Raw genomic sequence first — 15,631 nt, 5'->3', positions numbered from 1 at the left:
CATCTCCGATGGCAGCCAGCAGGGCGCGACCACGGCGCGCATCGACTATCTCGCCGTGGTCGGCCAGCGCTACGCGAGCAGCTACACGCAGAGCGACATCAACGAGGGCGATTCCTTCGGCAATCACGCGACCGTCGCCGCGACGCTGCTGCTCGACCGGCTCAACCTGACGGGCGGCTCGGTAAGCGACGACTCATCGACGGTGAGCACGGTGCCCACGCATCAGGTCGACATCGCGCTCGTCACGGTCAACGGGACAACGCCGCCCGCGAGCGGCGAACTGAATCCGGGCGATGTCGTCACCTTCAGCCTGCGCTACGACCTGGTCACCGGCGACTACGAACGGTTCTCGATCGCGGCCTATCTGCCGCTGCCGCTCCTGAACGCGACCGGCATCAACTGGACGCAGGGAAGCGGCGTCGGCCAGTGGAGCTTCGGCGCGGCCAACACGAACGCGGGCGGCCTCATCAGCGTGAGCGAAGGCAGCGGCAACTCGCTCGTGTTCGACTTCGGCAGCTTCGCGACGAACGCCACGAGCGGCAGCACCATCCAGATTCTCTTCACGATGCGCGTGGGCGATCAGCCTTACGCCGATCAGCGCTCCTTCGACGTGCTCGCGCAGTCGAACCAGGTCACGACGATCGCGCACACGCCGCTCGTATCGTCCGATGTCGCCGTGGTCGCCTCGGTCGCCGAACCGGTGCTCGACATCCGGCAAGGCGTCGTCGCGAGCAGCGACGGCGCCGTGTCCGGCACGACCGGAACCTGGAATGCGCCGGGCAGTGCCGGCGTGCCCTTCGCAGGATCGGTCACGAACGTCGCCGCCGTCGACGGCAATGTCAGCGGCATCGACGGCGGCGACACCGTGCGTCTCGCCACCGCGATCAAGAACACGGGCGGCGGCGGCGCGTTCGACGCCTCGACCACCGTCACGCTGCCCGGCGGGCTTCAGTTCGTCGGCGGCAGTCTCGCGGCGGCCGATCTCGCGATCTATCGCGGCGACGGCACGCGACTGACGGCCGGCGTGGACTACAGCGTGAGCGGCATCACGATCACCTTTCTCGACGCAGGCGGCGTCGCGACGCTGACTGCCGGACGCGCTGGCACGGCGGCGGATCAGACGGGCGCGAACGTCGTCGTCGTCACGTACGATGCGACGGTCGTCAATGGCATCGCCGCGGGCAGCACGCTGCGGACGAGCGCCGCACTCACACACTACGCGAGCGTCGAGGGCGGCACGGACTTCACGCCGACCGACCTCACCGACACGGCCAACGAGCAGATCGCCGCGCCCACCGTCAGCGTGCGGTACGGCGGCGGCACGCTCGACGACGCCGATTCGAGCGCGAGCCACACGACCGGCAGCGACCTCGTGATCGGCGAAAGCATGACCTACGACATCGTGGTGACGCTGCCCGAAGGCGGCACGCGCAATCTGCGTGTCGACGACCTGATTCCCGCCGGCCTGCGCCTCGACACGAGCTTCAACGGCGGCCTCGGCTATCAGATCATCACGACCGCCGCGGGCAGCGCCGCGCTCGCGGCGGACTTCAACGGCAGCGTGAGCGTGGCGAGCCTCGCGGCCTTGTCGGGCCAACTGGGCGCGGACGGCGCGGGCGCGCGCTGGACCTTCGCGACCTCCGCCGCCACCGCCGACAACAACGGCGCGAACGACTCCTTCGTGATCCGCGTGCATCTGGCGGGGAGCAACACGACGGGCAATCAGGCGGGCGTGACGCTCGCCGACTCCGGCCGGCTGCTCTACAACGATCCGGACGGCGACACGCCCAATGGCGCGGCCGCGCTCGATCGCACCGTCGCGCAGAGCGGCGCCGCGCCGACCGTCGTGATCCGCGAGCCGACGCTGCAGGTCACGCAGACGACGCCCGCGCTGCCGCGCTTCGGTGTCGACCAGGGCGACACGGTCGAGTACGACATCACGATCAGCAACGGCGCGGGCGCGACCGATTTCAACGCGTTCGACGTGAGCTTTCTCGATACGCTGCCCGTGCAGCTCGGCAATCTGGCGATCCTCGGCGTCACGTACCAGAACGGCGCGACCAATCACGGCGGCCCGGATTTCGAGCTGGCTGGCGGCCAGTTGCGCACGACGGCGGGCGCGAATGTCGACATCGCGAAAGGCGGCAGCGTGACGATCCGCGTCTCCGGAACGGTGCTCGCGTCGGCGGCGAGCGTGCCGTCGTTCGACAACACCGCGACGGCCCGGTGGACGAGCCTCGACGGCACCACATCGGCCAGCGCCGATCCCGCTGGCGAGCGTACCGGAGCGGACGGCCTGCTCAACAGCGGCGCGCTCAACGACTACCGCACGAGCGCGACGCTGACGGTGCCGGTCGCGCAGGTCGTGACGATCTCGCGCGTGGGCGGTGTCGCGGACACGCCCGCGCCCTCGCCCACGGACGCATCGGACGAAAGCGTCACCGTGGGCGAAGTGATTCGATACCGCGTGGTCTCGCTGCTCGCCGAGGGCGCCACCAACGACTACTCGCTGCAGATCACGCTGCAGAACGGCCTGCGCTTCATCAACGACGGCACGGCGCGCATCGTGTTCATCGCGAACAACGGCATCACGACGGACATCACCAGTCTCGTGACGGGCGGCACGCTCAACGAAACCGGCAACGAAACCAGCCCCGAGGCGCTGCCGATCACGCCGGACCTGTCGGGCGCCGCGCCCACGGGCGTGCTGAACGCGGCGAACATCAGCGTCGCCACCGATGCCAACGGCAACGAGACGATCACGTTCCGGCTCGGCAATATCGTCAATCCGGACAGCGACGCCGACCTCGAAGGCATCTCGCTCGAATTCAACACACGCGTGGCGAATCAGGCGTCCAATGTCGCGGGCGCGGCGCTCACGATGAGCGCAGTCGACCGTTCGGGTGCCAGTCTGCTGTCAACCGCCGATACGGTGCGCGAGGATATCGTCGAGCCGAACTTCACCGGCGTGCAAAAGCAGGTCTACGGCTTCGATCCGGGCGTCGGCGCGAATAGCGGCACGGCTCAGGTCGACGTGCGCTTCACGCAGAGCGGCACGTCTCCGGCCTACGATGTCGTGCTCACCGACAGCTTCACGGGCGCGACCGGTTATACGTTCGACCATCTCGTCATCAACGGCACGACCTACACCGCGGCGCAACTCGCGGGCATCGGCGCGGCGGTGGACACGAGCAACGGGCTTCGCCTCACCTTCGCCGAACTCGCGGTGAACAGCCAGGTGCAGGTGTTCTACTCCGCCGATGTGCCCAACGGCGCGCCCATCGCCCCGACCAACGCGACGCTCACCTGGACCAGCCTGCCCGCCAGCTTCACGAACTGGGGCGGCTCGGGCGTCGGCGTCGCGGGCACGGCGGATGGAGAGCGCACCGGCGCGGGCACGAGTCCCAACATCTACGTTCGCGCGAGCGCGGCGGGCCTCGGCGTGGTGAGCGGCACGCTGTGGGACGACACGGCATCCGCGACGGCATCCGCCACGCCCGACGGCCCCGGACTCGCCGGACAGAGCGTCACGCTGACCTGGGCGGGCGTCGATGGCAATCTCGCCACCACCGCCGACAATCTCGTCTACACCGCCACCACCGACGCGAACGGACACTACGAATTCGGCGTGCTGCCGCTCGGCGTCTACCGTATTCAGGCGCCCACGGGCGCGATCACGTATCCGCAACCGGTCGGCGCGCTCGCGGTGCGTATCGACAGCGACGCGGCCACGCCGCTCGGCACCATCGGCTTCACGCTCGCGGATGGCGGCACGGCGAGCGCGAATGCCGGCTATGTCGAGCAGAACGATGCGCCCGTCAACACGCTGCCCGCATCGCCGACCGGACTCGAAGACACGACGCTCAGTCTTGCGGGCATCACCGTGAGCGATGTGGACGCGGGCGGCGGCACGCTTCAGGTCGCGCTCAACGTACTGCACGGCACGCTCTTTCTGAGCGCCCTGCCCGCCGGCGTCACCGAATCGGGCGAGCACACCGCGACGCTCACGCTGACGGGCACGCTCGCTTCGCTCAACAGCGCGCTCGCGAACCTGCAGTATCTCGGCAACGCGAACTTCAACGGCCCGGATACGCTCACGGTCAGCACCAATGACCGCGGCAACTTCGGCGACTTCAACGGCAACGGCATTCCAGGCGAAGCGGGCGATGCGCGCATCGCCACCAGCACGCTGCCGATCACGGTGACGGCGGTCAACGACGCGCCCGTGGCCGTCCCCGATGCGGCGAGCGCGACCGAAGCCGGCGGCAACGCCAACGCGCAACCGGGCGTCGATCCGACCGGCAACGTGCTCACCAACGACACGGACGTCGATATCGCCACCAATGGCGACGCGCTGCGCGTCGTGCAGGTGAGCAACCAGAGCGGCGCGAGCATCTTCCTGCCGAACGTGGGGCGCGGCGGCATCGCCGGGCTGTATGGCACGTTGAGCCTGGGCGCGAACGGCGGCTATCAGTATGTCGTCGACAATGCCAATGCGGCGGTCCAGGCGCTGCGGCTCTCCGGCCAGACGCTGACCGAACGCTTCACCTATGTCGTGAACGACAGCGCGAACGCGAGCGCGAGCACGACGCTCACCGTGACGATCCACGGCGCGAACGACACCCCCATCGGCGTCGACGACAACGGTTCGGCTACCGAAGCGGGCGGCGTCGCGAACGGCACGCCGGGCAGCAACGCGACCGGCAACGTGCTCACCAACGACACCGACGTCGACAGCGCGGCGAACGGCGAAACGCATCGCGTGACGGGCATCACGAATCGGCCCGAAAGCGCGGTCGACGCGCCGCTCGCGACGGTCGCGGCGGGCACGACGAGCGGCAACGGCACGAGCATCGCGGGCGCGTTCGGCACGCTGATCATCGGTGCGGACGGCTCGTATCGCTATGTCATCGACAACAACAATGCGCAGGTGCAGGCGCTCGTACCCGCCGATGCGCCGCTCGTCGACACGTTTACCTACGCGCTGGCCGACGCGGGCGGGCTCTCCGATCTCGCCCAGTTGCGCATCGAGGTTCACGGCGCGAACGACAATCCCGTCGCGAGCAACGACGCGGGCGCGGCCAGCGCCGGTTCGGCCAGCACCGGCGTGAATCCCGTCGATGCCACCGGCAACGTCATCACGCAGGCGAGCCGCCCCGGCACGACCACGCAGCCGGGCGGCAATGGCATCGACACGGACGTCGACCATACCGACAATCCCAACACGCTTCTCGTGCTGAACGGCGTGCGAACCGGCGCCGAAGCGGCGGGCGGCAGCCTCACGGCGGTCGCCGCAGGCACGACCGCCGCGAACGGCACGAGCATCGCGGGCCTGTATGGCACGATCCGCATCGGCGCGAACGGCGCGTACGACTACGCGGTGGACAGCAACAACGCGGCGGTGCGCGCGCTCGCGCCCGGCGCGACGCTCACCGAAACCTTCACGTACCGCATCGTCGATACGAGCGGCCTCGCGGATCAGGCGCAACTCGTCATCACCGTGCGCGGCGTGAACGACGCGCCGACGCCCCAGACCGACACCGGCCGCGCGGTGGAAGCAGGCGGCGCGAGCAACGGCACGCCGGGCGTCGATCCGTCCGGCAACGTGCTCGCCAACGACAGCGATCCCGAGCGCGACCCGCTGACGGTATCGGCGATCCGCACGGGCGCGTCGTCGGGCGCGGGCGCGGCGGGCGTGCCGGGCCAGCCGCTGCGCGGCGCTTATGGCACGCTGACGCTCGGTGCGAACGGCGCGTGGCAGTACCTCGTCGACAACGCCAATCCGAACGTGCAGGCGTTGCGGCTCGCGTCCGACCTTCTGACCGAGCGCTTCACCTACACGGTCACGGACTCGCACGGCGCGGCGGCGCAGGCCGAGCTGGACATCGTCATTTCCGGCAGGAACGACAATCCGGTCGCGCAAAACGACGTGGCGAGCGCGATGGAAGCCGGCGGCACGCTCAACCAGACGCCGGGCGTCGATCCGTCCGGCAACGTGCTCCTCAACGACACGGACGTCGACGCCGGCGACACCAAAGCCGTCGATGGCGTGCGGGTCGGCGCGGAAGCGTCGCCGGGCAACTTCGCCGCCGTCGCAGGCGCGACTTCGGTCAAAGGCACCTACGGCACGTTCACGATCAATCCGAACGGCAGCTACACCTACGTCGTCGACAACAGCCTGCCGGCCGTGCAACGCCTGATCATTGGCCAGAGCGTGCAGGAAACCTTCACCTACCGCATGCACGACGCAGCGGGCGCGAGCGACACGGCGCAGATCTCCGTGCAGATTCGCGGCGCTTTCGACGCGCCCGTCGCCCACGACGATTTTGCCCTCGCTTCGGCGAATATCGGCAACGGCAGAGCGTTCGACGCCGTCGGCAACGTGCTCACCAACGACACCGACGTCGATCAGACCGACTCGCTCAGCGGCAACGCGGCCCGCGCAGGCGGCCCGGCCGCGGCCGAGCCGTTGTCGACGATCACGCCGGGCAGCAGCAGCAACGTCGACGCCACGATTCTGCAAGGGCAGTACGGCACGCTTTTCATCGGTGCGAACGGTACCTATGTCTATCGCGTGGATATGACCAATCCGACGGTCATCGCGCTGGGTCCGCTGCAAACCGTCGACGATGTTTTCACGTATCGCGTGCGGGATCGAGACAACCTGACGGACCTGGGGCGGCTCACGATCGTCGTGCGCGGACGCAACGATGCGCCCGTCCCCCGCGACGACACCGCAACCGCCGTCGAAGCTGGCGGCATGAGCAACGCGACGCCTGGCGTGGACCCATCGGGCAACGTGCTCGCCAACGACTCCGACGCCGACGGCGACGCCATCCACGTGAGCGCCGTGCAGGGCGAGAGCGGCGCGGTCGGCACGCCGCTGCGAGGCGCATACGGCACGCTGACGATGAACGCCGACGGCACCTGGCGCTATGCCGTCGACAATGCATCGGCCGCGGTGCAGGCGCTGCGCACGAGCGGCCAGACGCTTCAGGACGTGTTCACTTATACGAGCGTGGATGTGCTCGGCGCGCAAGGCACGGCTCAATTGCGTGTCACCATCGAAGGACAGAACGACACGCCCGTCGCGCGCGACGACGGCAGCACCGCGATCGAAGCCGGCGGCGTGAACAACGGCACGCCGGGACGCGACGCCACCGGCAACGTCCTCGCCAATGACACCGACGTCGACAACGCAGCCAACGGCGAGACGAAACAGGTCGTGAGCATCGCAAGCGATGCGGGCGGCAGCGCCGAAGCAGGACAGGCGCTCGCGGGGCACTACGGCACGCTCGTCGTGAATGCGAACGGCAGCTACGACTATGTCGTGGATAACGCCAACGCGGCCGTGCAGGCGCTGCGCACGAGCGGCGACACGCTCACCGAAACGTTCGCGTACCAGATGCGCGACACGGCGGGCGCGACCTCGCGGACCACGCTCACGGTCACGATCCACGGCGCCGACGATACACCCGCCCCGCATGACGACAGCAACGTCGCGAGCGATCAGACGCCCGCGCCGCAGGCACGCGGCAACGTGCTCCCCAATGACGCCGATGCCGATGCGAACGATCATCTCGACGTCGCCGGCGTGCAGTCGGAAACCGGCGCCACCGCCGCGCCGGGACACGCGCTTGCGGGCCGCTACGGCACGCTCACGCTGAACGCGGACGGCACGTACATCTACGCGATCGACCTGACGAACCCGCAGGTGCTGGCGGCAGCCGGGCTTGGTCAGGTGCTGGCGGACACGTTCACCTACACCGTGAGCGACACCGCAGGCGCGACCGCGCAAGCCGCGCTGGTGATCCACCTCGACATTTCGTCGCCCTACATTCCGCCAGCAGGCGCGGGCCCGTACTGGAACGAGGCGCTCGCGACGACGGCCAACTCGCAGACAGAACAGAACATCGTGCCCGTCGTGTTCGTGACGCCCGTCGTCGAGGCGGATGCCGTGCGCGCGACCGAGCGCTCGCGCGAGGCGGACGGCAGCCAGATCGGCTGGCCGCTCGAACCCGATACGTCATTGGCGTCCCGCTCGATGCCCGAGCTTCAGCCCGGCGAATTCGTCGGCCGGACGGTACGCGACAGCCAGCTCGCGAGCACCTTCGATCAGGCGTGGATATTCGGCCGGCACGGACGTGTGAGCCTCGATGCGGACGGCCTGCTCGCCGATCCCTCGGTGTTCGCCGCGCTCGCGAACCATCTGACGGACGGCATGCATCCGCCCGTCGAAAAAGAGCCCGCAAAGACCGCGCAAGCCTTCGCGTCGCAGTTGCATGAAGCCGCGCGCAAGCTGCCCGCCATGCGCGGCAGAACGGCCAGCCGCTAGCTCTCGAACGAGGATTCGCGCCATGCCAAGACCTCAGCCGCATCTGTCCGGAGCCGCGGCCGCCTTCGCGCTGTGCGTTCTCGCGGGCTGCTCGTCCCTTCAGCCGCAACCCGCGACGACCGATCAGATCCGCGATCGCGTCGTCACCGACCAGCTCGCCATGTACGACGCGCAGGAGCCGGTCAAAGGCCCCATCACGTTCTATCAGGCCGCCGCGCGCGCGCTGAAGTACAACCTCGACTACCGGCTCAAGCTGATGGAAAGCGCGCTCGCCGCGAATCTGCGCGATGTCTCGACCAATGCGCTGTTGCCGCAACTGGTGGCCTCGGCGGGCTATTCGTATCGCAGCAACGACTCGGGCGGAACGTCGATCGGCATCGAGGATCGGCAGGTGAGCTTGCGGCCGTCGACGTCGGAGCAGCGCTATCACGAACTGGTGTCGCTCGGCATGACGTGGAACCTGATCGACTTCGGCATGGCGTATTACCGCACGCAGCAACGCTCCGACCAGATGCTGATGGCCGAGGAGCGCCGCCGCAAGGTCGCGCAGAACGTGCTTCAGGACGTGCGGAACGCCTATTGGCGCGCGCTGTCCGCGCAGCGCCTGAAACCGGAAGTCGATCAGTTGATCGCGCGCACCCAGGCCGCGCTGCGCAATGCACACGAGGCGCAGGACAAGGGACTCATGCCACGGCAGGACGTTCTGGCCTATCAGCGCGCGCTGCTCGATGCCATTTCGCTCTTGACCGTGCGCCGCCAGGATCTCGAATTCGCGCAGGCCGAACTGGTCGCGCTGATGTCGTTGCCGCCCGGCACGCCGCTCGTGCTCGCCGATACCAACGATGGCGCACTGCCATTGCCGCCCCTGTCCACGCCGCAGCCGACGCTCGAACTGATCGCCCTGCAGAACCGCCCGGAGATCATGGAGGAGTGGTATCGCAAACGGGTCAACGAGAACGACATCAGGATCGCCAAGGCTCAGTTGTGGCCGAATATCGGCATCGACATGAACGTGAACTATGACTCCAACACCTATCTCTACAACAACTATTGGGCGGCAGTGGGGGTGCGCGTGTCGCTGAATCTGTTCCGGCTGCTGCAACTGCCGGCGCTGAACGAGCAGGCCGCCTCGCAGGAGCAGACCGACAATCTGCGGCGCATGGCGCTTTCGATGGCGATTCTCACGCAAGTGCGCATCGGCTCGCTGCGCTATCAGCTCGCGTTGCAGGAACTGAGCTTCGCCGACGACAGCCTGCGTGTCGATCACGATCTCCTCGATTACGCCAACGCCGCCCGCACGGCGTCGATCGGGTCCGAGCTGGAAGTAATCCGCGCCGAAGGGCGTTATCTCTTGTCGCGCTATCTGCGCGAGGCGGCGTATTCCGACTGCCAGTCGGCGTGGGGACGGCTCTACAACTCGCTCGGTTATGACGTCATGCCCGATGCCATCGCGAAAGACGATGTCGATACGCTCGCACTCGAAATCAAGCGCACGATGACGCGGCAGGAGACGTATCTGCCGAGGCTTCCCGCCCCCGATTCGGCCGCGCCGCTCGCGCCGTTCGGACAGATGTCGCCGCCCGCGCCTGCAATGGCGCAACCGCTTGTCGCCCATCCGGCCGGAGCGAGCGATGCCCTATCCGTGCGCTGAACGCTTTCGGCGCGCGGCGGCGCTGCTGCTGTTCGTCCTGCCGCTTGCGCAGGCCGCGAAACCCGCCGGCGACGCTCTCGACGATCCCAACGCGATCCGCGTGCTGCTCGCGCCCAGTCTCGAAACCACGCTGTCGAGTGAAATGAACGGCACCGTCACCGATCTGCACGCGTCGCTCGGCAAGCCGATTGCAAAGAACGCCGTGATCGCGCAGATGAACTGCGCCGAAGTGCAGGCGCGCGCGAGCGTCGCGAAAGCGGAACTGAACATGGCGACTCAGAATCTCGCCGCCAAGCGCAGCCTGCGCGATCTGAAAGCGGCGGGCGATATCGAAGTGGCGATGGCGTCCACCGATGTCGAAAAGGCCAAGGGCGCGCTCTCGCTCGCGAAAGCGCAACTCGGCTATTGCCAGGTGATCGCGCCGTTCAGCGGACGTATCGCGAAGGTGTACGTCAAGCCGTATCAGACCGTCAGCGCGGGCACGCCGATCGTCGATCTGGTCAGCGACGGCGCCCTCAAGGTGCGGCTGAACGTGCCATCCGCGCTGCTAGTCAGGCTGCGTTCGGGCAGCCGGCTCGATATCACCATCCACGAAACCGGCAAGACCTATCCGGCGCATGTGAGCGCGGTCAACGCGCGGGTCGACGCGGTTGCGCAGACGGTCGAACTCGAAGCGCAGCTCGACGGCGCGCCGCAGGATCTCGTCGCGGGCATGAGCGGCGTCGCGCGGATTCCGGCGAATCCCTGAACGAGCCGCGATGAACGAACCCTTCCCTCCCGCGCCGCTGCTGCTCTATCTGGACGCGCTGCGCGAGCGCGCGATGGCGGCCGAAACGGTCGATGCGCTCGCGTTCACGATGGCCAACGATCTGCACGCGGTGCAGCCCTTTCGGCAGGCGCTCGTGTTCGCCGATCGCGGCAGGCATTGCGAGCTCGTGTGCGCGTCCGGTCTCGCCTCGCCCGCCGAAGATTCGCCCTATCTCGTCTGGCTCGGGCGCGCGAGCGCGTGGATCGCGGCGCGGCTCGCCAGCGACGAGCCGCAATGGTTCGCGCGTGACGCCGTCGATCCGCCGCCCGACATCGCCGATGGCTGGGCCGAATGGTGGCCGAAGGGCGTCTGGTGCGTGCCGGTGCATGCGCCGAACGGCAAGCGGCTCGCGCTGCTCTTCGTGCTCCTTGACGATCCACCGGCCGAAGCCTTCGCCGCCGTGCTGCGCGGCACGGTCAAGACCTGGGGTTACTGCTGGTGGTCGCTCACGCGGCGCAGCCTGCGCTTCGGCTGGCGGCCGTCGCGCCGGCAGGTGCTCGCCGCGTGCGCGGCGGCCGCGCTGCTGCTGTTCGTTCCGGTGCGGCAGACCGTGCTCGCGCCCGCCGAAATCGTCTCGGGCAGCGCGCGCATCATCAGCTCGCCGATCGACGGCGTCATCGCTTCGCTCGCCGTGCGGCCCAATCAGCGCGTGGACGCGGGCGCGCTGCTGTTCTCGCTCGACGAAACGTCGCTGAAAAGCCGCGTCGACGTGCTGCAACGGCAGGTCGCCGTCGCGGATGCCGAGCTGACCGCCGCGAGCCAGCGCGCCTTCGATAACGCGCAGAGCAAGAACGAGCTGACCGTGCTGAACGGCGTCGCGGAACAGCGCCGCGCGGAACTCGCCGCAGTGACGGCTCAGTTGCAGCGCACGCGGGTCTTCGCGCCGGAAAACGGCGTGGCCGTGTTCAGCGATCCAAACGACTGGATCGGCAAGCCCGTCATCACCGGCGAGCGCATCCTGCAACTCGCCGATCCGGGCAAGCCCGCGATCCTCATCCATCTGGCCGTCGCGGACGCCATCGCGCTCGATCCCGGCGACGAGGTCACGCTCTATCTGACGGCGTGGCCGCTCGCGCCGCTGCACGGCCGCATCGTCGAGACGAGCTACGAGGCGAAGGCGACCGAGGATGACATCGTCGCGTACCGGCTGCTCGCGAGCGTCGACGATGGCGTGAGCGAGCGCGAGCATGCGCGGCTCGGCCTGCACGGCACGGCGAAACTGTACGGCCGGCCGGTGAGCCTCGCGTACTACGTGCTGCGCCGGCCGCTCGCCGCGCTGCGCGCCTGGTCGGGACTGTGATGACGATCGATCCCGACGCGCCCTCGCCCGCCCTGCGCGAAGACCTGCGCCTCTCGGAAGCATCGCCGGGACGAAACGGCGAGCCCGCGTGGGTGATCCAGGACATCGTCGTGAACCGCTTCTATCGGATCGGCTGGCTGGAGTTCGAATGTCTGCTGCGCTGGGACAGGCCGCCCGCGCAAATCTGCAGCGAGATCGGGCAGGAGACCGCGCTCAGGCCGGTGATCGAGCAGGTGATCGCATTCCGCGCGTTTCTCGAACGGCACGGACTCCTCAAGCCGACACCCGACACGCTCGCCCGTTTGCGACGCGCCCAGCGCGCGCAATGGTTCACGTGGCGCTGGTGGCTGCATCACTATCTGTTCTTCCGCATTCCGCTGGTGCGCCCGCAGCGCTTTCTCGCGTGGCTCGCGAAGCGCCTCGGCTGGCTCTTCACGCCGGCTACGCCAATCATCGTCGCGATCGCGAGCGTCGTCGGGATCGTGCTCGTGCTTCAGCAGTGGGACGTGTTCACGAAGGCCGTGGTCGAGTCCTTCTCCGTCGAAGGCATGGTGAGTTTCGCGCTTGCGCTCATCGTCGCCAAGACGCTGCATGAGATGGCGCATGCGATCGTCGCCACGCGGCTCGGGCTGAAGGTCGCGCACATGGGCGTGGCGTTCGTCGTGCTGTGGCCGATGCTCTACACCGACACTGGCGAAAGCTGGAAGCTCAAGCGCGCGCGCCAGCGGCTCGCGATCGCGTCGGCGGGCATTCTGTGCGAACTGTCGCTCGCGGGCCTCTCGACGCTGTGCTGGGCGTTGAGCGATCCGGGGCCGCTGCGCAACGCGTTGCTCTATCTCGCGACGACCAGTTGGGTGCTCTCGCTCGCGCTCAACGCGAGTCCGTTCATGCGCTTCGACGGATACTTCATCCTTTCGGATCTGCTCGACTTTCCGAACCTGCACTTCCGGGCGTCCGCACTCGCGCGCGTGAGCCTGCGACGCGCGATTCTCGGCCTCGACGATCCGTGGCCCGAACCGTTCGGCGTCATGCAACGGCGTCTGTTGGTCGCATTCGAGTTCGTAACCTGGCTTTATCGGCTCGTGCTGTTTCTCGGTATCGCGATTACCGTGTATCTGTTCTTCTTCAAGCTGCTCGGCATCGTGCTGTTCGCAGTCGAGGTGAGCTGGTTCATCGTGCTGCCGGTGTGGCGCGAACTGGGTTACTGGTGGGCGAATCGGCGGCGCGTGGCGCGGGGGCGCCGGCTCGTGTTCGGCGTTTTGGTCGCCGGCGCGCTCGGCTTGCTGGCGGTGCCCTGGCGCACGCAGATCCACGCGGACGGCGTCGCGCGTGCGGAGCGCGTACTGCGCGTGTTCGTGCCGTTTCCCGCGCGCATCCAGGCGATTCGGCCCGCTGGCCCGGTGAGTTCCGACGCCACGCTGATGGAGATGGACGAACCCGACATCGCTGGACGGATGCGCCGCAGCGAAGCCGGCATTCGCGGCTACGAAGGCCGCCTTGCGGGCCTCATCGCCGACGCGAACGGGCTCGATCAGCAGACCTCGGTGCGCGAGCGCCTGCGCGTGCAGGTCGAGGAAGCTGCCGCGGCCCATTCGGAGATCGCACGCCTGAGCCTGCGCGCGCCGTTCGCGGGCCTTTGGACCGATGTCGATCCGCAATGGCGCGCCGGGCAATGGATCAATCCGAAAGTGCCGGTGGGCGTGCTGATCGATCCGCGTAGCTGGCAGGTCGACGCGTTCGTCAGACAGGACGAGGTTCAGCGCATCGCCGTCGGCGATCGGGCGCGCTTCTATCCCGTCGGACAGGTTGCGCCGATCGCCGGGCGCGTGCTCGCCATCGACACCACGCGTGTGCGTCAGCTCGATCAACCGATGCTCGCGTCGCGCTACAAGGGGCCGCTTGCGGTGTCGCCGGAGCGTGGCGCGCTGGTTCCGAACCCGGCGCTGTTCCATGTGCTCGTCGGGCTGGATGCGCCGCCTGTCAACATGTGGGAAACGCGCGGGCAGTTGCAGATCGATGGTGCGCGCAGGAGTCTGCTGGTTGAAGGGGGAACGCATGTGCTTGGCGCGCTGATCCGGCAGAGCGGGTTTTGATGCGGCTCCTCCCGAGGACGCTGGCGCGCGCCGCTACAATCGCGTGATGTTTGCAACCGAGCCCGCCCCGCTCCTCCCGACTCGCCCCCGAGTCGCCCCCACGCCCCAATGAACACGCGCCTGCTCAGTCTCACCCGGATTCCCTTCTTTCTGCCGCTGTCCGCTGCGACGCTGATGCTCGGCATCGCGATGTCCTTCACCGCGCCGTATCTGTCGCTGTTCAGCGTCGAACAGGCCGACATGAGCCCCTTGCGTCTTGGCGTATTCATGACGTTGATCGCCGCGAGCGGCGTGGTGGCCAGCGCATTCGCCGGCAAGTGGTCCGACAGACACGGCCATCATCGCGGACTCCTGCTCGCGGCGCTCGTCGCGTCGTCGCTCGGATTCCTGCTGCTTTGCCTGGTGCGCGATTACGCTGCGCTGGTCGCGATCGGCGTCGTGTTTCTGGGCGCGGGCGGCTCCGCCATGTCGCTGGTGTTCTCGTTCGCGCGCGCCGCGCTCCCCGTCGATGACGAAGCCGAACGCGCCCTCGCCCTCGCGACGCTCAGAACCGTCCTCTCGATGGCGTGGGTGTTCGGGCCTTCCGTCGGCGCGCTGGTCCTGGCCGCCGCCGGCTTCTACGGACTGTTTCTGTTCGCGGCGGCCTGTTTCGTCGCGTGCGGCGGCATCGTCTGGCGCATGCACGAGTCCCCCAGGGGCGACCCGCACAGCGCGCCCGCGCACTACGCCGGCGATCCGACATCACCGCTCGAAGTGACCGCGCCCGACACCGAAGAACTCGTGCCGCCGCACGCCGGCGCGCCGCACACGCGCGCGGAGATCACGCGCGCCACCATCGCGATGACGCTGATCGGGCTCGCCGCGAGCGCCACCATGATCGTTCTGCCGCTGTACGTCGTGCATGGCATGCATGGCTCGCGCATCGACGTATCCGTCATGCTGGGGCTCGGCGCGCTGCTCGAGATTCCGATGATGCTGGCGCTCGGCGCGCGCGGCTCGCGTCTGAACAAGCAGCGCTGGCTCGCGGCAGGCGCGGTCGTGCATACGATCTATTTCGTTGCGGTCGCGGCGGCGTCGAACGTCGGATTCCTGATTCCGATGCAGGCCTTCAACGCATTCGTCGTCTCAGTGATCTCGTGCCTCGGCATGACCTACATGCAGGACCTGATGCCGCGCAGCCCCGGCTCGGCCACGGCGCTGTTCTTCAACGCATCGCGCGTCGGCTCGATTCTTTCCGGGGTATTGTCCGGCGCGCTCGTGGCCGCGCTCGGGTATCGCGGGACGTTTCTGGTCTGCGGCTTCATCGCGCTGGGCGCGGCGGTGCTGTTCGTCAATCCGCCGTTCCGGCTCATCGCCCGGCGTATTTGGGACGGATGGAAAGCATGGCGGCAGCCGGCCCGCTGATGGCAAACTAGCCGCACCTACGCCGCCAATCCGCGCACGC

The 15,631-nt window shown here is 68.1% G+C and carries 6 protein-coding genes; all 6 read left to right on the top strand.

Going from position 1 to position 15,631, the window contains the following annotated elements:
• Positions 1-565 precede the first annotated feature (565 nt).
• Complete coding sequence (locus tag NK8_RS28400; protein WP_367657813.1) at positions 566-8,335, top strand: beta strand repeat-containing protein; 7,770 nt, start codon at positions 566-568, stop codon at positions 8,333-8,335.
• Between the two features lie 22 nt (positions 8,336-8,357).
• A complete protein-coding gene (locus NK8_RS28395; RefSeq protein ID WP_225936500.1) occupies positions 8,358-9,986 on the top strand; it encodes a TolC family protein in 1,629 nt (542 codons plus the stop codon).
• Complete coding sequence (locus tag NK8_RS28390; protein WP_225936499.1) at positions 9,967-10,734, top strand: efflux RND transporter periplasmic adaptor subunit; 768 nt, start codon at positions 9,967-9,969, stop codon at positions 10,732-10,734. The genes NK8_RS28395 and NK8_RS28390 overlap by 20 nt, the downstream gene beginning before the upstream one ends.
• A gap of 10 nt (positions 10,735-10,744) precedes the next feature.
• Positions 10,745-12,094 carry an efflux RND transporter periplasmic adaptor subunit gene (locus NK8_RS28385; RefSeq protein WP_213233077.1) on the top strand — a complete coding sequence of 450 codons (1,350 nt, stop codon included), beginning with the start codon at positions 10,745-10,747 and terminating at the stop codon, positions 12,092-12,094.
• Complete coding sequence (locus tag NK8_RS28380; protein WP_213233076.1) at positions 12,094-14,187, top strand: HlyD family efflux transporter periplasmic adaptor subunit; 2,094 nt, start codon at positions 12,094-12,096, stop codon at positions 14,185-14,187. Before NK8_RS28385 ends, NK8_RS28380 begins: the two co-directional genes overlap by 1 nt.
• A gap of 108 nt (positions 14,188-14,295) precedes the next feature.
• Positions 14,296-15,591, top strand: coding sequence for a sugar efflux transporter (locus tag NK8_RS28375; protein ID WP_162069786.1), 1,296 nt, complete (start codon positions 14,296-14,298; stop codon positions 15,589-15,591).
• Positions 15,592-15,631: the final 40 nt, after the last annotated feature.

This window comes from Caballeronia sp. NK8 (assembly GCF_018408855.1).
Classification (GTDB): Bacteria; Pseudomonadota; Gammaproteobacteria; order Burkholderiales; family Burkholderiaceae; genus Caballeronia.
The sequence above is the reverse complement of the archived record's forward strand: the minus strand, read 5'-3'. Positions and strand labels throughout refer to the sequence as shown.

Bases quoted from the DNA above. Each gene is read 5' to 3' on its own strand.
- NK8_RS28400 (WP_367657813.1), top strand. From the start codon at position 566: ATGCGCGTGGGCGATCAGCCTTACGCCGATCAGCGCTCCTTCGACGTG.
- NK8_RS28395 (WP_225936500.1), top strand. From the start codon at position 8,358: ATGCCAAGACCTCAGCCGCATCTGTCCGGAGCCGCGGCCGCCTTCGCG.
- NK8_RS28390 (WP_225936499.1), top strand. From the start codon at position 9,967: ATGCCCTATCCGTGCGCTGAACGCTTTCGGCGCGCGGCGGCGCTGCTG.
- NK8_RS28375 (WP_162069786.1), top strand. From the start codon at position 14,296: ATGAACACGCGCCTGCTCAGTCTCACCCGGATTCCCTTCTTTCTGCCG.
- NK8_RS28380 (WP_213233076.1), top strand. From the start codon at position 12,094: ATGACGATCGATCCCGACGCGCCCTCGCCCGCCCTGCGCGAAGACCTG.
- NK8_RS28385 (WP_213233077.1), top strand. From the start codon at position 10,745: ATGAACGAACCCTTCCCTCCCGCGCCGCTGCTGCTCTATCTGGACGCG.